This is a genomic window from Roseibium sp. (genome assembly GCF_965216085.1).
In the GTDB taxonomy this organism is placed as follows: Bacteria; Pseudomonadota; Alphaproteobacteria; order Rhizobiales; family Stappiaceae; genus Roseibium.
In genome coordinates, this window is the sequence record NZ_OZ244138.1 from 4,399,117 (window position 1) to 4,424,206 (window position 25,090).

At 55.8% G+C, this 25,090-nt stretch carries 24 protein-coding genes; 22 read left to right on the forward strand and 2 right to left on the reverse strand.

The window, feature by feature from the left end:
- Positions 1-256: 256 nt before the first annotated feature.
- Complete coding sequence (locus ACOOFE_RS20675; RefSeq protein WP_420411813.1) at positions 257-1,252, reverse strand: L-threonylcarbamoyladenylate synthase; 996 nt, start codon at positions 1,250-1,252, stop codon at positions 257-259.
- Positions 1,253-1,468: 216 nt separating this feature from the next.
- Between ACOOFE_RS20675 and ACOOFE_RS20680 the strand changes: the two genes are divergently transcribed.
- From ACOOFE_RS20680 to ACOOFE_RS20700, 5 genes are all read left to right on the forward strand, one after another.
- Positions 1,469-3,250 carry an acyl-CoA dehydrogenase gene (locus ACOOFE_RS20680; RefSeq protein ID WP_420411814.1) on the forward strand — a complete coding sequence of 594 codons (1,782 nt, stop codon included), beginning with the start codon at positions 1,469-1,471 and terminating at the stop codon, positions 3,248-3,250.
- A 23-nt stretch (positions 3,251-3,273) separates the two neighbouring features.
- The gene (locus ACOOFE_RS20685) at positions 3,274-4,020 is read left to right on the forward strand and encodes a crotonase/enoyl-CoA hydratase family protein (protein WP_420411815.1); all 747 of its coding nucleotides are present in this window, start codon (positions 3,274-3,276) and stop codon (positions 4,018-4,020) included.
- A 32-nt stretch (positions 4,021-4,052) separates the two neighbouring features.
- On the forward strand, positions 4,053-4,916 hold the full coding sequence (locus ACOOFE_RS20690; RefSeq protein ID WP_420411816.1) for an SDR family oxidoreductase: 864 nt from the start codon (positions 4,053-4,055) through the stop codon (positions 4,914-4,916).
- A 180-nt stretch (positions 4,917-5,096) separates the two neighbouring features.
- A complete protein-coding gene (locus ACOOFE_RS20695) occupies positions 5,097-6,629 on the forward strand; it encodes an ankyrin repeat domain-containing protein (protein WP_420411817.1) in 1,533 nt (510 codons plus the stop codon).
- 129 nt (positions 6,630-6,758) lie between these two features.
- Positions 6,759-7,544 (forward strand): mechanosensitive ion channel family protein, encoded by a 786-nt coding sequence (locus ACOOFE_RS20700; RefSeq protein WP_420411818.1) that lies wholly within the window; start codon positions 6,759-6,761, stop codon positions 7,542-7,544.
- Positions 7,545-7,638: 94 nt separating this feature from the next.
- On the opposite strand, the gene ACOOFE_RS20705 is transcribed toward ACOOFE_RS20700, so the two are convergent.
- A complete protein-coding gene (locus tag ACOOFE_RS20705; protein ID WP_420411819.1) occupies positions 7,639-8,412 on the reverse strand; it encodes a substrate-binding periplasmic protein in 774 nt (257 codons plus the stop codon).
- Positions 8,413-8,662: 250 nt separating this feature from the next.
- On the opposite strand from ACOOFE_RS20705, the gene ACOOFE_RS20710 reads away from it, so the two are divergent.
- From ACOOFE_RS20710 to ACOOFE_RS20790, 17 genes are all read left to right on the forward strand, one after another.
- Positions 8,663-9,592: a histone deacetylase family protein gene (locus ACOOFE_RS20710; protein WP_420411820.1), complete on the forward strand. Its 930-nt coding sequence runs from the start codon at positions 8,663-8,665 to the stop codon at positions 9,590-9,592.
- 121 nt (positions 9,593-9,713) lie between these two features.
- Positions 9,714-9,968 (forward strand): exodeoxyribonuclease VII small subunit, encoded by a 255-nt coding sequence (locus ACOOFE_RS20715; RefSeq protein WP_420411821.1) that lies wholly within the window; start codon positions 9,714-9,716, stop codon positions 9,966-9,968.
- Positions 9,969-10,299: 331 nt separating this feature from the next.
- Positions 10,300-11,487, forward strand: coding sequence for a helix-turn-helix transcriptional regulator (locus ACOOFE_RS20720; protein WP_420411822.1), 1,188 nt, complete (start codon positions 10,300-10,302; stop codon positions 11,485-11,487).
- Between the two features lie 374 nt (positions 11,488-11,861).
- Positions 11,862-13,781 (forward strand): 1-deoxy-D-xylulose-5-phosphate synthase, encoded by a 1,920-nt coding sequence (gene dxs, locus ACOOFE_RS20725; protein WP_420411823.1) that lies wholly within the window; start codon positions 11,862-11,864, stop codon positions 13,779-13,781.
- A gap of 194 nt (positions 13,782-13,975) precedes the next feature.
- A complete protein-coding gene (locus ACOOFE_RS20730; RefSeq protein WP_420411824.1) occupies positions 13,976-15,421 on the forward strand; it encodes an MFS transporter in 1,446 nt (481 codons plus the stop codon).
- Positions 15,422-15,529: 108 nt separating this feature from the next.
- Complete coding sequence (locus ACOOFE_RS20735; RefSeq protein ID WP_141188109.1) at positions 15,530-15,916, forward strand: hypothetical protein; 387 nt, start codon at positions 15,530-15,532, stop codon at positions 15,914-15,916.
- A gap of 39 nt (positions 15,917-15,955) precedes the next feature.
- Positions 15,956-16,471 (forward strand): copper chaperone PCu(A)C, encoded by a 516-nt coding sequence (locus tag ACOOFE_RS20740; RefSeq protein ID WP_420411825.1) that lies wholly within the window; start codon positions 15,956-15,958, stop codon positions 16,469-16,471.
- 21 nt (positions 16,472-16,492) lie between these two features.
- A complete protein-coding gene (locus ACOOFE_RS20745; protein WP_420411826.1) occupies positions 16,493-17,119 on the forward strand; it encodes an SCO family protein in 627 nt (208 codons plus the stop codon).
- A gap of 25 nt (positions 17,120-17,144) precedes the next feature.
- On the forward strand, positions 17,145-17,279 hold the full coding sequence (locus tag ACOOFE_RS20750; protein WP_256370138.1) for a hypothetical protein: 135 nt from the start codon (positions 17,145-17,147) through the stop codon (positions 17,277-17,279).
- Positions 17,280-17,282: 3 nt separating this feature from the next.
- Positions 17,283-18,023, forward strand: a complete 741-nt coding sequence (locus ACOOFE_RS20755; RefSeq protein WP_420411827.1) for a TlyA family RNA methyltransferase — start codon at positions 17,283-17,285, stop codon at positions 18,021-18,023.
- Positions 18,024-18,099: 76 nt separating this feature from the next.
- On the forward strand, positions 18,100-18,726 hold the full coding sequence (locus ACOOFE_RS20760) for a LysE family translocator (protein WP_420411828.1): 627 nt from the start codon (positions 18,100-18,102) through the stop codon (positions 18,724-18,726).
- Between the two features lie 116 nt (positions 18,727-18,842).
- On the forward strand, positions 18,843-19,370 hold the full coding sequence (locus tag ACOOFE_RS20765; protein WP_420411829.1) for a DUF805 domain-containing protein: 528 nt from the start codon (positions 18,843-18,845) through the stop codon (positions 19,368-19,370).
- 68 nt (positions 19,371-19,438) lie between these two features.
- The gene (locus tag ACOOFE_RS20770) at positions 19,439-20,671 is read left to right on the forward strand and encodes a class I SAM-dependent RNA methyltransferase (RefSeq protein WP_420411830.1); all 1,233 of its coding nucleotides are present in this window, start codon (positions 19,439-19,441) and stop codon (positions 20,669-20,671) included.
- Positions 20,672-20,674: 3 nt separating this feature from the next.
- The gene (locus ACOOFE_RS20775; RefSeq protein ID WP_420411831.1) at positions 20,675-21,793 is read left to right on the forward strand and encodes a class I SAM-dependent methyltransferase; all 1,119 of its coding nucleotides are present in this window, start codon (positions 20,675-20,677) and stop codon (positions 21,791-21,793) included.
- Between the two features lie 74 nt (positions 21,794-21,867).
- On the forward strand, positions 21,868-23,187 hold the full coding sequence (ribB, locus tag ACOOFE_RS20780) for a 3,4-dihydroxy-2-butanone-4-phosphate synthase (protein WP_420411832.1): 1,320 nt from the start codon (positions 21,868-21,870) through the stop codon (positions 23,185-23,187).
- Positions 23,188-23,211: 24 nt separating this feature from the next.
- On the forward strand, positions 23,212-23,775 hold the full coding sequence (locus ACOOFE_RS20785; protein WP_420411833.1) for a hypothetical protein: 564 nt from the start codon (positions 23,212-23,214) through the stop codon (positions 23,773-23,775).
- A 141-nt stretch (positions 23,776-23,916) separates the two neighbouring features.
- Complete coding sequence (locus ACOOFE_RS20790; protein WP_420411834.1) at positions 23,917-25,065, forward strand: patatin-like phospholipase family protein; 1,149 nt, start codon at positions 23,917-23,919, stop codon at positions 25,063-25,065.
- Positions 25,066-25,090: the final 25 nt, after the last annotated feature.

Below are 25,090 nucleotides of genomic sequence, written 5' to 3' on the forward strand. Positions count from 1 at the left end.
TAGGTCCGTTTTTCTGAAAATGTTGTATGAGTTTCTTAACTGAACGCATGAAATGATTTGCATTATTACGTATGAATATTCACGAAGAACATCGCCATACAACGATTAACTTTAGGTGATTATTTCTTGAATCAAAATCTTAGAAGTGATTTCGAACTCTCTGATTTTTCAAGAATTTATTTTTTGCATCAGCACCTTAGCAAACACAGGTAGGCGCACCAGAAGCCGCCTGTCTCGGTAGGTAGCACTACTGAGCTTAGCCGCGCGGAGCTGCTGCCCGGCGCAAGCGGTCGTTAATCGCCTCACCAAGCCCAAATCTGGGGATAGTTTGCACGCGAATCAATTTTGCACCTGTGGAATCTAGGCTTCTCATGGCCTGAAATAGGTTCGAAGCGGCCTCAACGAGGTCTCCCGAAGGACTCAAATTGACCTCTGAAAGGGCTTTTTCCTTGCCCGGCAAGGACTCAGGACCAAAAGAAAGCAAGGCTTCCCCTGGCAAAACTTCCAATGCCTCCAGCGTCATTTGCGCCTCCGGCGCATAATGTGAGGTCAGCATGCCGGGTGCAGCCGGCGCTTCTGGCTGCTTCTCCGCTACCCGGCTGGTGACAGGAATTTGCAGAACCTGCTCGATCGCCTCGCGGGAGACACCACCCGGGCGGAGCAATTGAACATCCTCCCCGGTCAGCCCCACAATCGTCGATTCAATTCCAACTTCACACGGACCTGCATCAATCACAAAATCCAGCGCATCGCCCAGATCCGCAATTACATCATCGGCGCGCGTCGGGCTGATTTTCCCGGATCTGTTGGCACTCGGGGCAGCCAGCGGACGACCGGTGGTTTCTGCCAGATACCGCATAACCGGACCGGATGGCACTCTCAAGGCGACAGTCGAAAGACCCGCTGTCGCCAAGTCCGATATTTCCGATGCTGATGTTTTTGGTACAACAAGCGTCAGTGGTCCCGGCCAAAAAGCTTCAGCGAGTTTCAAAGCGCGTTCATCGAACACACCATGATGCAAAGCGGCGTCCAGGCTCGGCAGATGGGAGATCAAAGGGTTGAAACTCGGACGGCCCTTGGCGGCAAAGATCTTGGCACAGGCGGTTCCGCTGGTCGCATCGGCAGCCAGCCCATAAACCGTCTCGGTCGGCACAGCGACGAGGCCACCACCGACGAGAGCCTGGCAGATCTCCTTTGCTTTTGGCTCCTGCTGCCAAGCCTTTGTGCTCAGATCGACTGTCCAGCGCTGCATACGCCTCTTCCGTAGTTCGGCAATTCCCGGAATTGACCAAAAAGATAAGTACCTGCCGCTGCGATACGGGTTGACGTTTACGTCAACTTGACTACTTTCCTATCAATCCGCTGTCTCAAGCGCCTTTTGCGGGCAAGCCAACGTCCCGTCAAGTTCTTGACAGCCCGAAACAAGATTTTTGGCCGCAAGTGGCCACCAGTTCGTGGGAGGAACTGAATGTACCGTGCCCCGGTTGACGAGATTGCTTTTACCTTAAAACACGTTTGTGGCCTGTCAGATCTGCAAAAAACCGAGCGCCATAGCGAGCTCGGCGACGATCTGGTGGATGCGATCATCAATGAGGCCGGCCGGTTTGCCGCTGAGGAAATCGCGCCGCTTAACAGCGTCGCAGACCAGCATGGGACGCCTCTTGAAAACCGTGAAGTCACCACACCACCTGGCTGGCGTGACCTGTACCATGGCTGGATCGAAGGCGGCTGGAATGGTCTTTCGGCAAGTGAAGAAGCCGGCGGCCAGGGCCTGCCGCAGATGATGTCGGCCGCGGCCTTGGAAATGTGGAACTCCGGCTCCATGGCCTTTGCCATCGGTCCGACCCTGACCATGGGCGCCGTCGAAGCGCTGGAAAAACACGCGACCGACGAGCTGAAAGCGACCTATCTGGAAAAACTGGTGTCCGGCGAATGGATGGGCACCATGAACCTGACGGAACCGCAGGCCGGCTCTGATCTCAATGCGCTGAAAGCCCGCGCGGAACGCAACGACGATGGCACCTACCGTGTTTTCGGTCAGAAGATCTTCATCACCTATGGTGAGCACGATCTCACCGACAACATCATTCACTTGGTGCTGGCACGCCTGCCGGATGCGCCGGCTGGCACACGCGGTATCTCGTTGTTCCTGGTTCCGAAATTCTTCGTCAATGAAGATGGTTCTCTTGGAGACCGCAATGACGTTCATTGCGCTGGGGTTGAGCACAAGCTCGGCATTCATGGGTCGCCCACCTGTACCATGGTATTTGGTGATGAAGGCGGCGCGACTGGCTGGCTGATCGGCGAAGAAAACCGTGGCCTTGCCTGCATGTTCACCATGATGAACAACGCCCGTTTAGCAGTCGGCATCCAGGGGCTTGGGGTTGCGGAACGCGCCTTCCAACATGCTTTGAGCTACGCCATCGACCGGAAGCAGGGCAAGGCGCCGGGTGACAAAGAAGACGGCATGAGCCCGATTGCCCGCCACCCGGACATCAAGCGCACACTTCTGGCCATGAAGGCCCGGACACAGGTTGCCCGCGCTATCTGTTATTCCTGTGCACACGCAATCGACATGGCGCATGTCGCCGAAGACGCTGAAGCTCAGAAACACTGGAGTGAGCGCGCCAGCTTGCTGACGCCAATCGCCAAAGCGCTGTCCACCGATTTTGGGGTCGAAGTTGCCTCGCTCGGGATTCAGATCCATGGCGGTATGGGCTTCATTGAAGAAACAGGCGCGGCCCAGCACCTACGCGATGCCCGCATTGCGCCCATCTACGAAGGCACCAATGGCATTCAGTCGATCGACTTGGTGATGCGCAAGTTGCCGCTTTCCGGTGGCGAGCACATCAAAGGCTTCATTGCTGAATTGCAGGCGATCGCCGATGAGGCGGCTGCCACCAACCAGCCGGACTTTGGCGCTTTGGCCCACCGGCTGACCGCCAGCATTGCTGACCTGCAAGAGGCCACAGACTATATGCTCAACGCACAGGCTGACGGCCGTGTTGCAGATGCTTTGTCTGGTGCCACACCGTACTTGCGGATCGCAGGCTTGGCGCTCGGCGGCGCGTTGCTCACCAAAGGGGCCTTACGGTCTGCAGAAGAACCGGCCGTCAAGCAAAGTGAACGCACGCTGCTGGCCCGCAATTTCTGCGAAACCACACTTGGCGAAACAGCCGGCCTCAAATCCGACGTGCTGTTATCCGCCGAAGCCATTCAAGCCTTCGATGCTGAGGCGCTGGCGTCCTAAGGGCGCTCTGAGAGGAGACATCCATGATCCGCATTAGCCTGGAAAACGGCGTCCAGACCCTGTGTCTGGACCGGCCGGAGAAGAAGAATGCCCTGACGGGGCAAATGTACACCGATCTTTCAGAAGCGCTGGAACAAGGCAATACGGACGACAAGGTCCGCTGCCAGTTCATTTGCGGCCAGCCGGAAGCCTTCACCTCCGGCAATGATATCGGCGACTTCCTGCAGTTTGCCGGAAAAATGCAGATGTCGGAAACCCCGGTTTACCGGTTCCTGCGGGCTTTGGTTGGTAATCAGAAGCCGATGGTTGCGGCCATCGACGGCATTGCAGTTGGTGTCGGCGCGACGCTCTTAATGCATTGTGACATGGTGTTCGCCAGCCCACGCGCTGTCATCCATACGCCATTCATCGATCTGGGCCTCGTGCCGGAGGCCGGTTCCAGCCTCTTAGGACCCAAAATCATGGGCCACGCCCGCGCATTTGAATTGTTGTGCCTTGGCCGGCCGTTTAGCGCCCAAAAGGCGTATCAAGCTGGGCTGGTCAACGAAATCGTCGAAGATGGCGTCGACGCTGTTGCCAAGGCCTGCGCAGAAGAAATTGCTGCCAAACCGCCGGAAGCCATGGCTTTGTCTCGGAAGTTCTTGTGGGAGGAATCCGCAAACCTGAGCGAGCGGGTCGATGCGGAAGCAAAAGTCTTCGCCAATCGCCTGACATCGCCGGAAGCGATCTCAGCCTTCCAAGCCTTCATGGCCCAAAAATCAAAGGCCTGACCGGTCAGCACTCACTTCTAGAGGAGAAGAGCATGTCCTTGAAAGGCAAAACCCTATTCATCACCGGCGCCTCTCGCGGGATCGGCAAAGCCATTGCTTTGCGCGCGGCCAAAGACGGCGCCAATGTCGCCGTTGCCGCCAAAACGGCAGAGCCGCATCCCAAGCTGGAAGGCACCATTTTTTCGGCAGCCGAAGAGATTGAAGCAGCTGGCGGTAAGGCACTGCCGATCGTACTCGATGTCCGCGACGATGAAGCCGTGAAAGCGGCAATGGACAAAACTGCAGAGCACTTTGGCGGCTTGGATATTCTGGTCAACAACGCCAGTGCCATTCAGCTGACGCCGCTGCAGCAGACAGATATGAAGAAGTTTGATCTGATGCATCAGATCAACACACGCGGCACGCTTGCCTGTTCCAAACATGCGATCCCGCATCTGAAAAAGTCTGAAAACCCGCACATCTTGATGCTGTCGCCGCCGCTCGACATGCAGGAAAAGTGGTTCGCTCCATTTGTGCCGTACGCGATTGCCAAATACGGCATGAGCCAGGTCGTTCTAGGACTGTCGGGTGAACTGCGCTCAAAGGGCATTGCGGTCAACGCTCTATGGCCGCGCACGACTATCGCCACCGCAGCGATCAAAAACATCATCGGCGGCGACAAGATGATGCAGACCAGCCGGACCCCGGACATTCTGGCCGATGCAGCCTATGAAATCTTCAACACACCCTCAAAAGAACTGAGTGGTCAGTTCCTGATCGACGACACGTTCCTCGAAAGCCGGGGCGTTACGGACTTCGACCAATACCGGGTCGATCCGACACAATCGCTGACCCCGGATTTCTTTGTTCCGGACGACAGCAAGGCACCGGCCAGCCTGAAGCCGGTTTCCAGCTGAGCAAAGTTGTTGGGCGCGGGCTTGCAATTTGCGACCCGCCCCTGCATCTTTCCAGTGCCGATGAGGGCGGCAACCGGATCCGCGGACAGCGAAAGCACCCTGACAGCATAAACGAATGCCGGTTTTTCACCTGCGCCCGACACAAGCGGATCGTCCGGGCATGTAACCAGGAGAAAAGCCTTGTCAACACAGACAAATGCTTCCCTTGATGATTTGCGCAAAGCAGCAAAACGGCTGAAAAAGGCGTATGCCAACGGCGACACCATTGCCTTGGCTCGTGTCAGCGCACAGATCTCCGCCGACAAACCGCTCAAACACGCTGATTTTCTGCACGTGATTGCTAAGGAGGCCGGGCAGAAGAGCTGGCCCCAGCTAAAGTTCGCGCTCGAAAGCGCTGCCATGTCCTTTGAGCAACGCGCAGACCGACTCAAGGTTGCTCTTTACGAGGGGCAAGATTGGATGACGGACAGGCTTTTGAAAGATGACCCAAGCCTAAAGCACGCCAACTTTGGTCTCCAGGTTGCCCTTTATGATCTGGAGGCTGTCCGCCAGATCCTGAAATCAGACCCGGATGCTGCAGTCCGGATGGTCGGGATCCGTTCACCGATCCTGCATCTTGCCTTTTCGAAGGAAATTCACCGCACCCCGTCCAAACGCAATCACATGATCGAGATCGTCAAGTTACTCGTAGCGCATGGCGCCGATGTCGATGACGGCTATCTGGCAACTCCGGGAGAGGATCACAAGCTGTCGGCGCTCTATGGCGCCCTGTGCCATGCCGACAATTTCGAGTTAGGAAGCTGGCTCCTGGAAAACGGCGCGAACCCAAATGATGACGAAAGCCTTTACCACAGCACAGAGCTTGGCCATACAAGGGCTCTCGAGTGTCTATTGAAACATGGTGCCAAACCTGACGGCACAAATGCCCTGCCGCGCGCGCTCGATTTCAATGACCAGGAAAAGGTGCGGCTGTTACTGGAGGCCGGCGCAGATCCGAACCTCACTGTTCCGGATCACCCCAGTGGCCAGCCGATGAACACGATCCCCGCGCTGCACCAGGCAGCCCGCCGGGGCCGAACGGCCGATGTTATTGAGCTGCTTGTGGAATTTGGAGCCGATCCCGAGGCGGTTTGGCAGGGGCATACGGCTTATGCCATGGCACGCATTTTCGGAAACCGGCGGGCCGCAACGAAGTTGGAAGAATTGGGGCACAGTGCTCCCCTGTCTCCCATCGAACAGATCCTGGCCGATTGTGCAGATGGCCGCCCCAATCGGGCTCGCCTTGAGATCCAGACGCTGGGCGAGGAAGACCGGCGATTGCTGACGCGCCTTACCGCCGAACCGGGACGGCTTCCACACATCAAGGCACTGATTGCAGCCGAGCTTGATCCGAATGACATGGACGAAATGGATCTGTCGCCTATGCAAATTGCGGGATGGAACGGCCTGGTTGATGAACTCGGTTTCTTCCTCTCGTTAAAACCCGATCTGACCCATAAAAACAAGTTTGGCGGCGATGCTTTGGACACAGTCCTTCACGGGTCCAGCTTCGCCCCAAAACGGGCAGAAACCGACCATATCGAATGCGCTCGCCTACTGCTCGAAGCCGGCAGCCTGATTTACCCGCAATTCCTCAGCGGGTGCGGCAACGAGGATATGGTTGCATTTCTGGAAGATTGGATCGCAGCGCATCCTGAGAGCTTGCCCACTTGATCCCCACTCAATCCAAAACCGGAATTGCCGCAGGCCGCTTGCCCGTGGCAATCCATTCCGCTACGACATTTTTACAACTGCAGAAACACTTTTTTGGGGAGGCTGTCGAAAGACGGCACGGCGGTTCAAATGAGCATCTTCATACCTTTAGCAGTCAATGCAGCCAAAGCGCTAATCGTTCTGATCATCGGTTGGTACGTGGCCGGAGCCCTTTCGGCTCTTATTAAAAAACGCATCCTCGCCAATGAGCGGATCGACGACACCATTGGCGGCTTTGCTGCTTCCATCGTTCGCTGGCTGGTGCTGCTTGTCACGCTGATCGCTGTTTTGCAGCTGTTTGGCATTGAAGCCACCAGTCTTGTCGCTGTTCTCGGCGCAGGTACGCTCGCGATTGGCTTGGCGCTTCAAGGCACACTGAGTGATATTGCCGCGGGCGTCATGTTGATCATCTTCCGCCCGTACAAGGTCGGTCAGTTTGTTTCCATTGGCGGGACGTCCGGCACGGTCAAGGATCTCAACATCTTCGTGACAGAGCTGGTGACCGGCGACAACGTCCAGATCATCATGCCCAATGGCCAGGCCTGGGGCGCTGTGATTACCAATTTCTCTGCGCATCCAAAACGCCGTCTCGATCTGACGTTTGGCATCGACTACGGCGACGATGCTGACAAAGCGATCCAGATTATCTTCGACACGGCCAATGCGGACGAGCGGGTGCATAAAGACCCGGAACCCTGGGTCCGGCTGACGAACCTCGGCGACAGTTCGGTGGATCTCGGCGTACGGCTTTGGTGCGACGCGGGCGATTACTGGGAACTCAAATTCCACATGCTCAAATCGGTCAAGGAAGCATTCGATGCCGGAGGCATTTCCATCCCCTATCCGCATCAGGTGGAAATCCAAAAGTCCGAATGAGTTGTATCGGCAAAGTCCGGCGCATTCATAGGAATCAGCAAACAAAAAGGGCTGGAAGATTATCCGGCCCTTTCTTTGTCAATCGTTTGTCTGGTCAGTATCCCAGATAGGAACTGCCGAGGCTGTCACGGTATTTGTCGACCCATGCTTTATTGATGGCAGCAACCGTGCCGTCAGCTTCAATTTCCTTGAAGCACCGGTCGAAATCCGCGGCGTGGTCCGCATTCCGGAATGCCATGGCATAAGGAGAACTATCAAAGACAGCTTTGAACGTGACCGGCTGGTTAGGATCGAATTTAAGCCCGCTTTGCGACCGGAGCTGCCGATTGTATTCGGCAAACAGCATGCCGTCACCGATAATGGCATCGACCCGTTTTCCGAACAGCGTCCGGCTCTGGGTGATCTGATCGGTCACTTCCCGATAATCGGCAAATGCCCCTGTGTGGTCTGAAAGCCCCGGAATGATGGTTTCAGCTCCTTTGAAACCAATGACCTTTTTGCCTTTCAGGTCCTCGATTTTGCCAAAGTCCGCGCCACCATCAGAAAGGAAGGATACGCCGTTTTGGTAGCGAATGTATTCACCCGTAGCTGTGCCGTCGATCGGCATACCAACTGGCACCGTGGCGACCGCATCGCCTTTGCCGGCTTTGTAGCTTTCCCAGTGCCGGGTAAATGGCTGGATCTTAAATTTTGCAGTGTGACCGCACTTTTCAAGGGCAGCCGTAATGATTTCTGCTTCACGGCCTTTACCACCTTTAAGAAACATTGGCGCAAGATCGCCTGCCATCACAGTAATTTCATCCGCCACCGCAGAAAAAGGAAAAACAGCAACAAATACCCCTGTGAATATTACCTTAGACAGTTTCATTGATTAGCTCCCACCAAAATTTTAAATTCAGGCAGGATTGAATTGCACATACTTTAACAAATTATTACATTATAAATATAATAATTATCACTGTAATTATTTACAGATGAAAGAACTATACTTAAATTCATTAATGAAACGCCGAAAGAGCCCCCTCATGACGATCCTTTTGTACGATTGACACAAACAACCGCAACGCATCAGATAGCGGCAATAAATTTGATAATCACACCGTTTGGAAACGCGCCAAGTGTCAACGCTTCTGCTGCATCACACCTCTTACCTCGACCATTTAACCCCCGTCGGGCACCCCGAACGTCCTGACCGGATCCGGGCAATTGACCGGATCCTCGAGCACGAGAAATTTCAGGCCGTGGAGCGGGATTTGGCCCCGATCGGAGCGTTGGAAGACATCGCCCGGGCGCACCCGATGGCCTATGTCGACCAGCTGCATAGATTGGCCCCCGACGAGGGTGTTGCCCGTGTAGATGCTGACACCACAATGTCGCCGGGCACCTGGGAGGCAGCTCTGCGCGGCGTTGGCGGCGCCTGCCGCGCCGTTGACGAAGTGGCGACCAAGAAAGTCAACAACGCCTTTTCAGCGTCCCGCCCACCAGGCCACCACGCTGAAAAAGACCGGGCCATGGGGTTTTGTTTTTTCAACAATGTGGCGGTCGCGGCCCGATACGCACAAAGCAAATACGGTCTAGACCGGGTCGCGATCATCGACTTCGATGTCCATCATGGCAATGGCACCCAGGATATCTTCTGGGACGACCCCAGCGTCATGTATTGCTCCACCCACCAGATGCCTCTTTATCCAGGCTCTGGCGATGCTTCAGAAACAGGAGAGGCCAACACCATCGTCAATGTGCCTCTGCCTCCGGGAGAAAACGGAGCCGGTTTCAAGGAAGCCTTCGAAGTTGTCCTGCTGCCCCGCCTCGACACATTCGCACCTGAGCTCGTCATCATCTCGGCCGGATTTGACGCTCATGCCCGCGATCCTTTGGGCGGCCTGAATTTGGTTGAAGCGGATTTTGCCTGGGCAACCCGAGCCTTGATGGATGTTGCCGACAAACATAGCGATGGCCGCGTCGTGTCCGTCCTTGAGGGCGGCTATGACCTGGAAGGTCTCGCCCGCTCGGTTGCCGCCCATATGATGACCCTGATGACCGGCTGATCGACGGCAACACCGAAGTTCATCGTGGATCGTTTGGATCAGCGGGCATTGAGCTCTTGACCTTTCGCTGCAGGCTCGCGAGGGTGCCGGACTGTATTGACCGAAATTCAGGACGCTCGACATGACCGACGCTGCAAACAACATCGCCAGCCTGTCTTTTGAAGACGCGCTCAAGCAGCTCGAGACCATTGTGCGCGAACTTGAGCAGGGCAATGTCCCCTTGGAGCGCAGCATTGAGATGTACGAGCGCGGCGACGCTCTGCGGCAGCACTGCGACACACTATTGAAGGCCGCTGAGGCCAAAGTGGAAAAAATCCAGCTAGGCCAAAACGGCGCCCCCAGCGGGACGACCGAGCTGGAGCCGCAAAGCGGCTAATTGCTTCCAAAGAAATCACCGCTGTTTTGCTGCGTCTGAGCCAATTGGTCTGTCAGATTATACACCTGCGCCCAAATTCGGAGATGGAAATCAAGAGCCGTTGACCAACAGGCCACAGGTAGATTAAATTATTTTATGCATCTTAAGGTAGAAATTTCACTCGCCCCCAAACCAAATCAAGAAACTTAAATATTCACCACCGGATAATGACCTTTATTCCTAATACGAATTAACATTCAAATATATCTATTTTTTAAGTTTCTTGATCATCCCCAAATGCTATCCTTCCATAAACAAGTACAGCTAGGGAAATTGCATCGAGCTTCCTGCAATGCCAACACTAAGCAAAGACGCAGAGATCGACCTTCTTAAAGACGCCTTCATGCGTTTTTCCGATCCGTCTGGCTGGCAACCCTTTCTGCGTAAGATTGATGCGTATTTGACTTGCAGCTCCTACGCAGCTGAGTTTTGCAAAAACGGCCTCTCAACCGGGCACTTCTCTGATCAGGAAAAAGTCAGCGAACTGTTTGAATTTCTTCAGGCGACCAAAACCGATCATGGGATGCCCGCATTCGACTATATGCTTCACCACGCCCATCCCGGCCATTGTTACCAATTATCTGACGGGTATTTGACCGATCTGGGGCACGACCCGCCACTAGTTAAGGTCTCGCCTTCTCCGCCACCATTATCAAGTGCAACACATCCTCCAGCTGGAGTGATCAGCGTATTACGGCCCAATTCGCATGCGGCTGTTTTCTTCGGACTTTTCGTACCTGACCAGAATCGGCGTGCTGCACTCACTCCCGAAATCATAACAAGTTTCCGAAAGGTAATTCAGATTGCCGAACTAAGGCTGAACGCTCTTGAAAACCTGCGTTTGGCCTCTGATACAGCCGACGCGCACAAAGCAATGGCTGAGATTTGCGGCTCACCATCGGTCCTGATCAACGGCCAGCGTGACATTCTGGCGGAATTTCCACCGGGGCTAGATGCTTTGGGTTCGCTGGAAGCTGCGTCTGCTAAAAACGGAATACTCCAGCTCAAGAACCGGACGCTGGAAACCCGATTTCAGGAATTATTAGCCAGCGCAAAACTTGAACGCGATCTCGGCATTTCAGCAGAAAAACCAAATCGAACCAAATCAGAACCGGCTGTGCAAGATCAGCGGGACCTGTACCTGCGGGATTCTGCGGGAAGTCTCACGCGGATTACGCTGGAGCGTCTTGATCACAGAAATGCCGGCAACCAGCCTTGGATCCTCGTCCGAGTTCTTCTGCCGGCAGCGGTTCCAGAAACAGTGGAAACAATTCTCTTGGAGGAGTTTGGGCTGTCGCTTTCAGAAGCGCATTTGGCCCGACTACTTGCCGTGACCGGATCGGTTCCAAACACGACCGATCTTCTGAATATTACCAGAAATACGATGAAAACCCATTTGCGCCGGATCTTTGATAAAACCGGCACACGCACCCAGCTAGAGCTTACCCAACTCGTTTATCAGCTAACGGGTCTTGTATAAAATGGATCGCATAAGCTGGTTATTCCGATCCACTCAGAACGTCGCAGTATGCAACTAGACGTACAGCAAAAAGTTGGGGTCGTCGCTCCACGACCCCAAGTTGATCACTGTGCACGTGGCCCCATCGACCACATCTAGTGGTTTAAACCAAATATTTAATGCATGCATCACCCATTTGGGTGATTGGCACAGAAAATCGAGGCATTTCGCGTATAAATTGCACCACCCGTGCCCATCTGCCGAGTCTCGCCATCGTCTGAGCGACATTTTGTACCTGGTTCTGCACCTTACCTCTAACCGGACAGTGTTTGCGCCATACATAAGGTTGGTGTATGCCTGCCCGCCATGTTTTCATTTGTGGAGCGTTCCTGAGCGTGACTGCCAACTCTAAAACCCCTTTGCTTGACCAGGTGACATCGCCTGCTGATCTGCGCCAGTTGGACGAAACCGATTTGATCCAATTGGCCGATGAGCTGCGGATGGAAACCGTTGATGCGGTATCCATTACAGGCGGTCATCTTGGCGCGGGTCTTGGGGTGGTGGAGCTGACTGTTGCCCTCCACTATGTGTTCAATACCCCTGACGACCGGATCATCTGGGATGTTGGCCACCAGAGTTATCCGCATAAGATTTTGACCGAACGGCGCGACCGGATCCGGACCTTGCGTCAAGGTGGCGGTTTGTCCGGCTTCACAAAACGCTCCGAAAGTGTCTATGACCCGTTTGGCACCGCCCACTCTTCAACATCCATTTCAGCAGGCCTCGGCATGGCTGCGGCGCGGGATCTGGATGGCGGCGACAACAATGTAATTGCCGTGATTGGCGATGGCGCTATGTCGGCTGGCATGGCCTATGAGGCCATGAACAATGCCGGCCACCTCGGCTCCCGGCTGATCGTCATCCTGAACGACAATGACATGTCCATCGCGCCCCCTGTCGGTGCCATGTCCGCTTATCTGGCAAAACTGGTCTCTGGCCCGACCTACCAATCGCTACGCGATGCGGCAAAGAACATCGTCAAAAACTTGCCCAAGCCGCTGGCAGAAAAAGCAGCACGCGCGGAAGAGTATGCACGTGGCTTCTGGACAGGCGGCACCCTCTTTGAGGAGCTCGGGTTCTATTACGTTGGGCCAGTCGACGGTCACAATTTGGAACACTTGCTGCCGATCTTGAAAAATGTCCGCGACACCCATCACGGACCGGTCCTGATCCATGCCGTGACCCAAAAAGGCAAAGGCTACGGGCCGGCGGAAGGTGCAAAAGACAAATACCACGGTGTTGCAAAATTCGACGTCGTCACCGGCAAACAGTCCAAGCCGAAGGCCAATGCGCCGAGCTACACCAATGTCTTTGCAACATCCCTGATCAAAGAAGCCGAAGTCGACGACAAAGTCGTCGCGATCACAGCGGCCATGCCGGATGGCACCGGCCTCAATCTCTTTGGCGAAGCCTTTCCGGAACGCACCTATGATGTCGGCATTGCCGAACAGCATGCGGTCACCTTTGCTGCCGGGATGGCAACAGAGGGCTACAAACCCTTTGCGGCCATCTATTCCACCTTCCTTCAGCGCGCCTATGATCAGGTGATCCACGATGTAGCGCTTCAAGGTCTTCCAGTTCGCTTCCCGATTGACCGAGCTGGTCTGGTCGGCGCGGATGGGGCGACACATGCCGGCGCTTATGATACTGCATTTCTCGCGTGCCTGCCGGGCTTCACCGTGATGGCGGCCGCCGACGAAGTGGAGCTGCGCCATATGGTGGCGACGGCTGTGGCCTATGATGAGGGGCCGATTTCATTTCGCTATCCGCGCGGTGAAGGTGTCGGTCTGGACATGCCGGAACGCGGCAGTGTTCTGGAGATCGGTAAGGGCATCATCCGCCGGGAAGGCACCAAAGTGGCTCTGCTTTCCTTTGGCGGGCGCATGGCCGAGTGCCTCAAGGCTGCCGACGAGCTTGACGCGGCCGGCCTGTCGACGACGGTTGCCGATGCCCGTTTTGCCAAGCCCCTCGATATGGACCTGATCCGGCGCCTAGCCCGCGAACACGAAGTTCTGGTGACTGTCGAAGAAGGGTCTGTTGGCGGTTTCGGCAGCCATGTCCTCACACAGTTGGCGCAGGAAGGCCTGCTCGACAATGGTCTGAAAGTGCGTACTTTGACGTTGCCTGATGTCTATCAGGACCACGACAAACCGGCAGCAATGTATGCCAATGCCGGGCTTGATCAGGACGGCATCATGAAGACCGTGTTTGGCGCACTTGGCACCGAGTTTTTGACTGGCACACAGCGCGCCTGACAGCAAAGGCAATCCGGGATCATTGCATGCCGGTTTTGAGCCATCAAACGCCGCAGTCATTAGATTGACAGACTTACCGTAAGCTGATTAACGCTGAATGGTAATTGCAGTTGCGCCGGCCATCCGCCGGCGCTTTTGTTTTCCGCCCTTTTTAGAGCCGTTCACTGCTATTTTGAAACGCTCTGGAGGCAACCATGGCACAGACGCTTCTTTCGGTATCCGCACTCTTGTTGTCGGTCGCTCTGCTCATTTTTGGGCATGGCTTGCAGACGACATTGCTGCCTTTGGCGGCCGACCGGTTTTACTTCTCCGATTTTGAAATCGGTGCGATGTCCTCCGCCTATTTTGTCGGGATGGTTATCGGTTGCCTGGGCGCGCCTCTTCTGATCATGCGCGCCGGACACATCCGGGCCTTTGCCGCGCTCGTCTCTATGATGTCGGCAGCTGCGATCCTTCATCCGGTGATCATCGATCCGATTGCCTGGGTTTTGATCCGCGTGATCTCCGGCTTCGCTCTCGCCGGGTTTTATATGATCGTGGAAAGCTGGTTGAACGAAAGCGCGACCAACCAAAACCGCGGCACCATTATGTCGGTTTACATCGTAATCCTGTTCGGAGCCCTGATGCTCGGCCAGGTGTCGATTGCGACCATGAGCATTTCGTCGTTCATTCCGTTCGTTATTGCGTCAATCAGCGTCAGTCTTGCCGTGATGCCAGTTTCTCTGACCACCTCTGCGCAGCCGGCCCCGATTACCCTTGTGCGGTTCCGACCGGTCCAGCTTTACAAGAACTCACCAGCGGCATTTGTCAGTATCTTCTTTATCGGCATTTCGCAGGGCGCGCTCCTGACGCTGACACCGCTTTACGGATCTCAAATCGGGCTCTCGACCAATCAGTCCGCGTTTTATGCTGCAGCCATCATCGGTGGCGGCCTGCTTGCCCAATGGCCAGTTGGCCGCCTATCAGACAGCATCGACCGGCGTATTGTCTTGATTGTTCTAGGCCTGGCCACCGCGGCCGCGTCCACCGCAATCGTCGTGTTTTCGCCCAATGTGTTCCTGATCGCCACTGGAACGGCAGTATTGGTCGGTATGTTCTCCCAGCCGCTCTATGCGATTGCCGTCGCGCATGCCTTCGACCACGCGGCCCAAGAGGATTTTGTTGAAACCTCGTCCGGCATGCTGTTGTCCTTCGGTATCGGTTCAATTGTCGGTCCTTTGATTGCCTCCATGTTGATGGGGCACATGGGACCATCTGGGCTCTATGTCATGGTCATCGCCTTCAACGTTGCCATGGCCGGCTTCATCTTCACCCGCGTCCTCACTCGCCAGGCGCTGACCGCAGAAGAAAAGACCGACTTCGAATACGCTGCAACGGCTCAGGTCGGTACAGTCATCTCCACAGAAGAACTGGATGCGGAAGCGGAAGAATATGTCATTCCGCCGGAAGAATTCCCGGCTTATGAGGATGACATCTACAACTTCGACACAACGAGCGGAGACACAGAAACCGAGGATGAGGCGGAGGCCGATTCTGTCGCGACCGAGGATACGGCAACATCAGACCCGGCGGAGCCAGGTGAACCTGCCGAAAACGCTGGGGCGAAAGAACCTCCGGCCAAAGACACCAGCTCGTCATAGGCACTCTCAATGCGCTGTAAGTAAAGCAACTTACGCGGGGCCTCATGCGCCATTTCGTCTCTCGACAGAGGCCTCCAATAAGCTTATAGCCGCAGTATGAAGCGGCGTATGAGCATAGTTGAGGCATTGCGGCGGGAGCGCTCACCCCTGGTGGCGCTGACCGTTCTCGCCTTTGTGCTGCGCCTTGGCCTGATGACGCTGGGCACCGCTTTGGCGCCCTCCGGGGCCGTCGCGGCGGAAGGCCTGACAAGCCTCTGCCAATCGGCCGAGACCAATGTGCCATCTGAAGCGATGCACGATCTCTCGGCCTGTCATTGCGGCACAACATGTCCGCACGGCTGTGCTTTCGGGCCCTGTCTTTCGGCAGCCAATGACACACCCAGACTGTCGCTGCTTGTCTCAGCCCCCGACCAATTCCGGTCCTTGGAAAATACCGTCTTTCCACTTGCGGCCAATGCGCTTTCCATCCGGGCCCCGCCCTTTCCTCAAGCCTGAACCACCCAAACCACATTCAGAACTTGAGGAATTATTGACATGAAACTCCTGACCTCCCTTGCAGCTGCCGCTGCCCTTTCGCTTGTCTCCCTGACCGCCATCGCTTCTGACTACAAGGCCGGTGATCTCATGCTTTCCAAAGCCTGGACCCGGGCCACGCCGCCGAAGGCAAAAGCTGGTGGCGGCTTCGTTGAAATCATGAACATGGGCTCAGAAGCCGACCGTTTGGTGGCTGCAAAGTCAGACGTTGCCAAGAAAACCGAGCTGCATGAAATGGCCGTCACGGATGGCGTCATGAAAATGCGGGAAATGGAAGGCGGCATCGAAGTGCCTGCCGGTGAAACCGTGACCTTGAAGCCGGGCGGCCTGCACATCATGTTCATGGGACTGAACCAGTCCTTTGAAGAGGGCAGCAAAGTGCCGGTTGTCCTGACCTTTGAAAAGGCTGGAGACGTTACCGTCGAGCTGGATGTTGCCAAGATGGGCGCAAAGGCCATGAAACACGGTGATCACGATCACGGCGGTCATGATCACGGCAAAAAGAAACACAACTAAGCAACACAGGGAGAGACAGCCATGTCCGGCTTGAAGCTCTTCCGGTACGTGGCGTGGGCGGCAGTCGCCGTCCTCGCCTGCGTGGCCGGTGCACTTGTCTACTTTCAAACCACGGCGAATGAAAATTCCGGCGCCTTGATCAAGCCGCTCGCAGCGATTGGCGGACCGTTTGAACTGGTCAGCGGCACCGGTGAAACGGTGACGGATAAAACATTTGCCGGAAAACCGACGGTGATGTTCTTTGGCTTTACATACTGTCCGGATGTCTGCCCGACGACCTTATCGGAACTGCAGGGCTGGATGGCAGAACTCGGACCAGATGCGGAAAAGCTGAACTACGCGTTTGTCAGTGTAGACCCAGAACGCGACACGCCGGACGTCATGCGTGATTACGTTTGGGCTTTCGACAAGCGCATCACACCGCTCACGGGTTCCAAGGAACAGGTTGATGCCATGCTGAAGGCCTACCGGGTCTACGCCAAACGGGTTCCGCTTGACGACGGCGATTATACGATGGACCATTCCGCTGCTGTTTATCTGATGAACGAGAACAACGAGTTTGTCGGCACCATCGCTTATGGCGAAGCGGAAGAAACAGCGCTGGCAAAACTCAAGCGCCTGATTAAAAATACAGCGGCCTCCTCTTAAGGCCGTTTGAAAGGACCAAAGCGGAATGCGGATGCCGCTCTATCTCGGACTGGCCTTTGGCGCGACAAGCCTCGTCGCGCTGTCCGCTATGCTGTGGCTCTATGCAGGTGAACGGGTGTATGTGGACCGGCTGATTTCCGCCATTGCAGGCTGCTTCTAAGCCGTGTCCAAACAGCGCCTGGATCAGCACCTGGTTGATACCGGACATTTTCCAAGCCGTGCGCGGGCGCGCGATGCGGTCTTGCGCGGCACAGTGACCCTCGATGGGCAGCCGGCCGGCAAACCATCGCAGAAGGTGGCTGCCACAGTCGTAATAAAGGTGGATGATCCGGCCTCCGGATATGTCTCGCGCGCCGCACTGAAGCTAATTGAAGGACTATCCGTCTTTGGTGTCGCCCCATCTGAGAAAATCTGTCTCGACATCGGCGCCTCCACAGGTGGTTTTACCCAAGTGCTTTTGGAGAAGGGCGCAGCAAAGGTTCATGCCATCGATGTCGGCCATGACCAGCTACATGACAGCCTGCGCTCCCATCCAAAGATACTTGCCCAAGATGGCCTCAATGCCCGCGATCTGACGGCAAAAAATCTGGGCGGTGATCAGCCGCAGATCCTCGTCTCCGACGTCAGTTTCATCTCTCTCAAACTTGCCCTTCCCCCGGCTCTCGAACTGGCAGCCCCCGATGCGGAAGGCATCTTTCTGGTCAAGCCGCAGTTTGAAGCCGGCAAGGACAAGATCGGCAAGGGCGGCCTGGTCGATCCGGACGTCGCTGAAGAAACAGCAAAAGCCTTGCAAACCTGGCTGAGCAATCATCCCGGTTGGACAGCTGGTGACCTGATCCCCTCCCCGGTCAAAGGCGGTGACGGCAACACCGAGTGGCTGCTTTTTGGGAGGAAACGGCAGTAGCTGGACAAACGTCGGTGCAGGATCTAGCGTATGCCGGAACAAAATAGCAACACAGGAATCGACGATGGAAAACTTCATGGACTATTTGCCCGGTATTCTGATGTCTTATTCGGCGTTTTTGCTGGCCATTGCCACGCCAGGGCCGAATGTTCTGGCCATCATGGGCATGTCCATGAGCAACGGGCGCAAGCCGGGAATGGCGCTCGGCCTTGGTGTCGCTGCAGGGTCTTTTAGCTGGGCCATCCTGACGATTTTTGGCCTTACCGCCCTGATTGCCGCCTATGCGCCTTTGCTGACCGCTATCAAGATCTTGGGCGGACTTTACCTCCTCTGGCTAGGATATAAATCCTTGCGGTCAGCTGCTTCAAAAACCGATCTGACCATTCCGAAGGATGCGAAGAAGCCACACTCTTTGTTTCATTGTGCCCGCTCCGGCTATCTGATCATGATGACAAATCCCAAAGCCATCATGGCTTGGATCGCCGTCGTCTCGCTCGGCATGCAGGATGGAGCGCCCTGGTGGGTTGGCGCAATCATTGGCGCTGGCATCACAGTGCTCTCCATCCTCATTCACCTGATCTATGCCATCGTCTTTTCAACCCCGATCATGCAACGCGGCTATGCGAAATGCCGACGAGCGCTTCAAACTGCTATGGGCACTTTCTTTTCTCTGGCCGGTATCCGGCTGTTGTCGTCTCCCTAAGCGCCTGACCCAACAGCGGACATTCACCTGTAGTCTAGGCCAGCCAAACAACACAGGCACTTGCCAATCTCACCAATCAGGGGTTTCATAGCTTCTTTGCATAGATTGGCAGGGCCATGGTGCAGATGCTTTCCTTTGACGGGACGATTGGACGCCGAACCTGGTGGCAGCATCAGATTGTGTCAGCGCTTGTGGTGTTTTTGCTTTTGCCGTGGCTGACCGACGCAATTGTCTACGCCTTTTACTGGATCACACCGCCGCCTGGGGAGCTGGCCGCGAATTCTGTCCTTGCGCCCACAGGATACCCGACCAAGGCTTATCTGCTGACATATCCGCTCACTCTTGTTTTGGGAGTTCTGGCGGTCTGGATTGGCTTCGCCGCCACATTGAAGCGTGTCCGCCACAGCGGCAGGCGCCTATGGTGGTCGGGCCTCTATTTAATCACTGCGGCAACGAATTTTACTTACAAACTGCTTCTTGAGGGTGGCTGGCCGGTAGACTGGAGCACACTCAATCCCTTTTCGGTTGTCAGCACCATCTATGTCATCTCCACCATTGTGCTTGTTGTTATGTGCGGTGTCTTGAACGGTACGCCGGCACAAAATCTTTTGGCCGATGAGCAAGAGACGACAAAGTCTTCCTAGGCTATCCGGGACCAGCTACCGGAACTCTCTTCTTGCCCCAACCCGCATTCGGGGTTATCGCTCGCCCCATGACTGAGACGCGATTGGAAATCACCGAGCTGGGCCATCGGGGAGATGGCATTGCTTTGACCGAAAATGGCCCCGTATATGTGGCCGGAGGCTTGCCGGGGGAGAGTGTTACCGCCCGCATCCAGAACGGCCGCGCGGTCAAACCTGAGTTTACCCAAAAATCCCCGGACCGGATTGACCCGGTGTGCAAGCATTATGCGGCCTGCGGCGGCTGCTCGGTCCAGCATTTGGCCGAAAAACCATACCTTGCCTGGAAACGGACGCTTGTCGAAAAAGCTCTGAAAGACCGGGGCCTTGAAACGCACGTTTCTGAGGCAATTGCAGCGACAGATGGTGGGCGGCGGCGAGCCGTTTTCACAGCCACCCGGGCCGGACGTTCCGTGCTGCTTGGGTATCACGAGAAATCCAGCCACAAACTGGTTGATGTTTCAGAATGCCCGGTGCTGGACCCGGCGATCACAGGCGCCCTTAAAGGTTTGAAATCGCTGGCCGCCGATCTCGTCCCGAAAAAGGGCGAACTCCGGATCACGGTTCTTTCCACCACATCCGGTCTCGACGTTGCGTTCGACAAGGCGGACAAGGCCTATGAGCGCAAGATCCCATCCTTGTCCCAAAAGACGGTTGAGCTGGGTCTGGCCCGGTTGACCATCAATGGCGAGATTCTCTTGGAAGTGCGCCCGCCGCTCCTTGATATGGGGGGGGCTGGGCTGCTTCCCCCGCCGGGCGGTTTTACTCAGGCGACCCTGACCGCGGAAGACACCCTTTCCAAGCTTGTGCTGGACGGCGTTGGCAAGACCAAAACCGTCGCTGACCTTTTCTCAGGTGTCGGTACCTTTGCCCTGCGCCTTGCCCGGCAGTCCAATGTTCATGCTGTTGAAGGCGATGCGGCGGCTGTCGCTTCCCTCGACCGGGCCTTGCGCAAACCGCAAGGGTTAAAGAAAGTTACTTTCGAAAAACGCGATCTTTTCCGCCGTCCGCTGGTTCCAGATGAGCTGGAACCGTTCGGCGCTGTGGTTTTCGATCCGCCCCGAGCCGGAGCTCAGACTCAAGCGGAAATGCTCGCCAAATCCAAAGTAAAGACAATTGTTGCCGTCTCCTGTAATCCGGCAACCCTTGCCCGCGACCTGCGCATTCTGATCGATGGCGGTTATGCTCTGCAATCCGTGACACCGGTGGACCAATTCCTGTTCTCGACCCATATTGAAGCGGTGGCAGTCTTGAAACGGGAGTGACCCATGGAAGCGGCGAAACAACGTGATACGGTCAAAGATCAACGGTCTTTTCCCTCCGGCCCGCCGCTTGCCAAGCTTGTCCGCCGGGCCCGCTACGCCGCCCATCAAGGCAGCCGGGTCGCGCTCTATACGCTGCATTCCGAAGCCATGCGGCGGATGAATATACAGCTGAAGAAGACGCTTCCCGAAACACCGGCAATAAAACCGGACGGCCCGGTGCCAAGCCAACGGCGCATGCTGGCTGATATCGTCAAGCTTTTTGCTGACGATCTCAAAGCGGCCGAAGACGGTCTTTATCCGTTGCCCTCCGATGGCACCATGAGTCCTTTGGAACTCCTGCGCACCAGCCAGGCCTTTTTCAAAGACGTGCCCAAGGTTGCCCGCCGCCGGGCGGAGCAAACCCATCAGGAAATCAATGAAGACGGCCCGGATTTCGCCGAAGCTTTGCCACGCTACTACCGGCAGAACTTTCATTTCCAAACCGATGGCTGGCTGTCAGAAGACAGCGCTCGGATTTACGATTTTCAGGTCGATGTCCTGTTCTCCGGTGCAACCGCCGCCATGCGCCGCCGGGCCCTGGTGCCTTTTGCAAGGATTTTGAAGCGCAAAGATCAGCGCAAGCTGGCCTATCTGGATCTTGCGTGTGGCACTGGTGGTCTCTTGCGCCCGGCGCTCACCGCCTTTCCCCGCCTTTCCGGGATTGGCCTGGATCTTTCAGAACCCTATCTCACCGTTGCGCAAGACCGGTTCAAAAGTCGGCGCGCAAGTTTTGTCACCGCGATGGCTGAGGAGCTGCCGTTTGCGGACAATTCGCTGGATGTTGTTTCCTGTGTATTCCTCTTCCACGAACTGCCCCCCAAAATCCGCAGGCAAGTCTTGCGTGAAGTTGCCCGTGTCTTGAAACCAAGCGGATCACTCCTCTTTGTCGACAGCCTGCAAACCGGAGATGTGCCGGAATACGACGGTCTCCTGTCGATTTTTCCGCAGCTGTTCCACGAGCCCTATTATACGTCTTATCTCAAAGAGGATTTTACTAGCCTCGCCGCAGAGACTGGCCTTGAGCAGCGCTGGATGACCCCGGCCTTTGTCTCCCGTGCCGTGGAATTTGTGAAGGGTAGTTAGCGCCTTTCAGTATCCCTGAAATTTTTGTGCTTTCTATCTTGTGACTGAAACCGGATGGGCGTATATCCGATTTCATGAGATTGGATCATTGGCTCTTGCAGACTGGGGAAAGCCGCAGCGCGTTCGCGCGCCGGGCAAATCTCTCGCCTGCCTCCGTCACCGCCCTGTGCAACGACCCGAACGTTTGGGTCTCGCGGGACATGGCGCGCAAAATAGCCATCGCCACCAACGGCGAAGTGACTCCAAACGACTTTCTCGGACTGTCTACAACCAAGGAGCATCCCGTGTCCCAGGCCCGTGTCGCAGAAGCAATCCGCGCATTTGAACGTGGTGAAATGGTGGTCGTGACCGATGATGACGACCGCGAAAACGAAGGCGATCTGATTGTCGCCGCGTCGAAAGTTACTCCTGAACAGATGGCCTTCATGGTGCGCCATACGTCCGGAATCATCTGTGCGCCGATGACCGTGGCCCACGCCCGGCGGCTGCGCCTGGATCCGATGGTGGCCGAAAATGATGCACCGCTCGCAACAGCCTTCACCATCTCGGTGGACTACCGCCAAGGCTTGACCACCGGTATCTCGGCCGAAGAACGCTGCTCAACCGTCCGCGCGCTCGCCAATCCGAACGTCGGTGCCGATGACTTCGTCCGGCCGGGCCATATCTTCCCGCTGGTTGCCAAAGAAGGCGGCGTCATGATCCGCTCCGGCCATACGGAAGCCGCCGTCGATCTTTGCCGCCTCGCTGGTTTGGAACAGGTCGGCGTCATCAGTGAATTGGTCAATGACGACGGCACCGTCAAACGCGGCCCGCAAGTCTCTGAATTTGCGGCCGAACATGATCTGAAAATGGTCTCAGTTTCCGACCTCATCGCCTGGCGCCAGCGCACCGAGCGGCTTGTGGAGCGGGTCAATGAACAGCCGGTGGAGACCATTGCCGGCCCGGCCTATGCGATGACCTATTCGACGCCCTATGATCCAATGCACCATGTCGCCATTGTCTATGGCGACATTCTCGATGGCCGCAGTGTGCCGGTGCGCCTTCAGCTGGAATCGGTGCTCGATGATGTCTTTGGCAACGCTCAGCCGCTTGACGAAATCATGAAACACTTCGCCGACCGCGGGCGCGGTGTTGTGGTGTACTTGCGCGAAGGGTCTGTTGGTGTTGCGCGCCAGTCGACACGGCCTCGAACTGAGTTCGAAGCAGCCGAAACCGAGGACCACAGCTCCGCGCAAGCTAGACAGGAACAATGGCGGGAGGTTGGACTGGGTGCGCAGATCCTCAAGGATCTGGGTGTCAGCTCCATTCGCCTGCTAGCGTCCAGAGAGCGACACTATGTCGGGTTGGAAGGATTTGACATCAAAATCGACGACACCGAGATCCTAGACCTGTGAGACAAACAGATAGGATAGTGCCGCATGACAGCGCTGGCGGAGAACAAAGGAACTGCTGAAACTGAGGGAGAAGAAAAACAACCTCCCTCTCCCTTCACCATCGGATATGAGCGCCGCAACAGCGAAATCATCGTATATGGCTGCGTCTTTGTGGTTTTGATGTTTGCGGTGATCGGATTTGTCACCGGAACTTATTTACTGCTCCTTGCTGCGCTCGGCCCGGCGGCAATCGCCTATTGGCACTTTCCGATGCTGGAACGGCACCGGCCACAACTTGGCGCTAACGAGGAAGGCCTGTTCGTCGACCGGATCGGCTTCCTTGACTGGGCAGCGATCCGGATGATCGATCTGAGCAAGACGACCGTTCGTGGCAACAGTCTGATCAGACTGAATATATTGCTGAACCGCCCCTTGGAAAATGCGGTCACGACAGGTCAACACACCCCCCTTTGGAAAAAGTTCACGATGCGCAACTGGAAGCGCAGCAAACGCGAGCACGGCCGGGAACTGATTGCCATCAACCTGCACACACTCGTCGGTGACCCGGACGAAGTCCTCAGCCGCATCCGGTCGTTTAAGTTCGTCTGACTTTGGTCATCAAAATTTACCCATTAACACGTGTTTTTTCTGCCCCATTAAGACACCGTCCATAAAACTTGATAAAACTGGCAAAAATGATGCGCTGCAGCACTCTCGTTGCGTAAGCCAATTTAGCCAGGTGGATATGTCATGTCACAGACAACCAAGAACGTCGGCCTCGTTCTGCAGGGCGGCGGCGCCTTGGGGGCCTATGAAACCGGGGCCATTCAACGGATCTATGAAAAGGGTTATCGTCCTGAGATTCTGACGGGAACCTCAATCGGCGCCTTGAACGCTGCCGTTCTTGCGGCGCCGAAATACGGTGAAGCCAACGAAACCCTGCAGGACCTTTGGGACTACCTTGGCCACGAACACCCCTTCCCCTTGTTCCAGCGGTACAACACAGCCTACACCAGCCTAGGGCATCCGCGATTTTTCAAGCTTCACGGCAGTATGTTTGGCGCCCAACGTCCGAGCATCTACGATGTATCACCGGCGCTCGACACCATGCGCCGCTTCATTGATTTTGATTTTCTGAACTCCCCAGAAGCGCCGACGGTGGTTGTGACTGCCACGAACATCGTTTCCGGCGAAATCGAACGCTTTTCCAATCGCAAAGACACGCTAACGCCAGAGCACATCATGGCCAGCGGTGCGTTGCCGCCTAGCTTCCCGCCCATCGAAATTGATGGCCAGTTCTATTGGGATGGCGGGATTTACGACAACACGCCGATCCAATCCCTGGTGCGCATTTTGAACGAACATGAAGTCGAGCACTTGCCGATCTTCGTCATCGAGCTCTTCGGCGCGCTTGGGGATGTACCAAAAGATCTCAATCAGTCGATCGACCGCATGACGGAACTCATTTATGAGGACAAATTCTGGAAGACCTATGAAGGTCATGAAAAGGCCTATGAGTTTGCCGAAATGCTTTGGGAACTGGATGGTGTGGTTCCAGAAGATTCCCCGATCCGGGAGCAGGAGGCCTTTACCAAGCTGATGCGGCGGCGGGCAATCTCGCACATTTTCACCATTCCGGCCGAACGTGCAGCGCTGCGCAATGTCATCGACTTCAGCCCGTCAACGATCCAGAAGCGGATTGATGCTGGCTACAAGGCCGCCAACCACGCGCTCGACAAGGATGAATTCCGGATCAACTACATCCTCCACAGCCGATTGAAAAGCGAACGAAATCCGTCGTCTGACGAACCGGCGAAAAAGCGCGCAGCATCGACCAAACCCAAAACGGCCAGCCGCCCGCGAACCAAAGCAGCCAAACCCAGCTCTAAGACATCTTGACGTCCTGAAACTCAATTTATGAGGA

What these genes read in the sequence shown, in the direction of transcription:
- ACOOFE_RS20690 (WP_420411816.1), top strand. Translation starts at nt 4,053, where the DNA reads ATGTCCTTGAAAGGCAAAACCCTATTCATCACCGGCGCCTCTCGCGGG.
- ACOOFE_RS20775 (WP_420411831.1), top strand. Translation starts at nt 20,675, where the DNA reads ATGGAAGCGGCGAAACAACGTGATACGGTCAAAGATCAACGGTCTTTT.
- ACOOFE_RS20770 (WP_420411830.1), top strand. Translation starts at nt 19,439, where the DNA reads ATGACTGAGACGCGATTGGAAATCACCGAGCTGGGCCATCGGGGAGAT.
- ACOOFE_RS20745 (WP_420411826.1), top strand. Translation starts at nt 16,493, where the DNA reads ATGTCCGGCTTGAAGCTCTTCCGGTACGTGGCGTGGGCGGCAGTCGCC.
- ACOOFE_RS20760 (WP_420411828.1), top strand. Translation starts at nt 18,100, where the DNA reads ATGGACTATTTGCCCGGTATTCTGATGTCTTATTCGGCGTTTTTGCTG.
- ACOOFE_RS20720 (WP_420411822.1), top strand. Translation starts at nt 10,300, where the DNA reads ATGCCAACACTAAGCAAAGACGCAGAGATCGACCTTCTTAAAGACGCC.
- ribB (WP_420411832.1), top strand. Translation starts at nt 21,868, where the DNA reads ATGAGATTGGATCATTGGCTCTTGCAGACTGGGGAAAGCCGCAGCGCG.
- ACOOFE_RS20765 (WP_420411829.1), top strand. Translation starts at nt 18,843, where the DNA reads ATGGTGCAGATGCTTTCCTTTGACGGGACGATTGGACGCCGAACCTGG.
- ACOOFE_RS20700 (WP_420411818.1), top strand. Translation starts at nt 6,759, where the DNA reads ATGAGCATCTTCATACCTTTAGCAGTCAATGCAGCCAAAGCGCTAATC.
- ACOOFE_RS20715 (WP_420411821.1), top strand. Translation starts at nt 9,714, where the DNA reads ATGACCGACGCTGCAAACAACATCGCCAGCCTGTCTTTTGAAGACGCG.
- ACOOFE_RS20675 (WP_420411813.1), bottom strand. Translation starts at nt 1,252, where the DNA reads ATGCAGCGCTGGACAGTCGATCTGAGCACAAAGGCTTGGCAGCAGGAG.
- ACOOFE_RS20685 (WP_420411815.1), top strand. Translation starts at nt 3,274, where the DNA reads ATGATCCGCATTAGCCTGGAAAACGGCGTCCAGACCCTGTGTCTGGAC.
- ACOOFE_RS20785 (WP_420411833.1), top strand. Translation starts at nt 23,212, where the DNA reads ATGACAGCGCTGGCGGAGAACAAAGGAACTGCTGAAACTGAGGGAGAA.
- ACOOFE_RS20680 (WP_420411814.1), top strand. Translation starts at nt 1,469, where the DNA reads ATGTACCGTGCCCCGGTTGACGAGATTGCTTTTACCTTAAAACACGTT.
- ACOOFE_RS20735 (WP_141188109.1), top strand. Translation starts at nt 15,530, where the DNA reads ATGAGCATAGTTGAGGCATTGCGGCGGGAGCGCTCACCCCTGGTGGCG.
- ACOOFE_RS20790 (WP_420411834.1), top strand. Translation starts at nt 23,917, where the DNA reads ATGTCACAGACAACCAAGAACGTCGGCCTCGTTCTGCAGGGCGGCGGC.
- ACOOFE_RS20750 (WP_256370138.1), top strand. Translation starts at nt 17,145, where the DNA reads ATGCGGATGCCGCTCTATCTCGGACTGGCCTTTGGCGCGACAAGCCTC.
- ACOOFE_RS20730 (WP_420411824.1), top strand. Translation starts at nt 13,976, where the DNA reads ATGGCACAGACGCTTCTTTCGGTATCCGCACTCTTGTTGTCGGTCGCT.
- ACOOFE_RS20705 (WP_420411819.1), bottom strand. Translation starts at nt 8,412, where the DNA reads ATGAAACTGTCTAAGGTAATATTCACAGGGGTATTTGTTGCTGTTTTT.
- ACOOFE_RS20740 (WP_420411825.1), top strand. Translation starts at nt 15,956, where the DNA reads ATGAAACTCCTGACCTCCCTTGCAGCTGCCGCTGCCCTTTCGCTTGTC.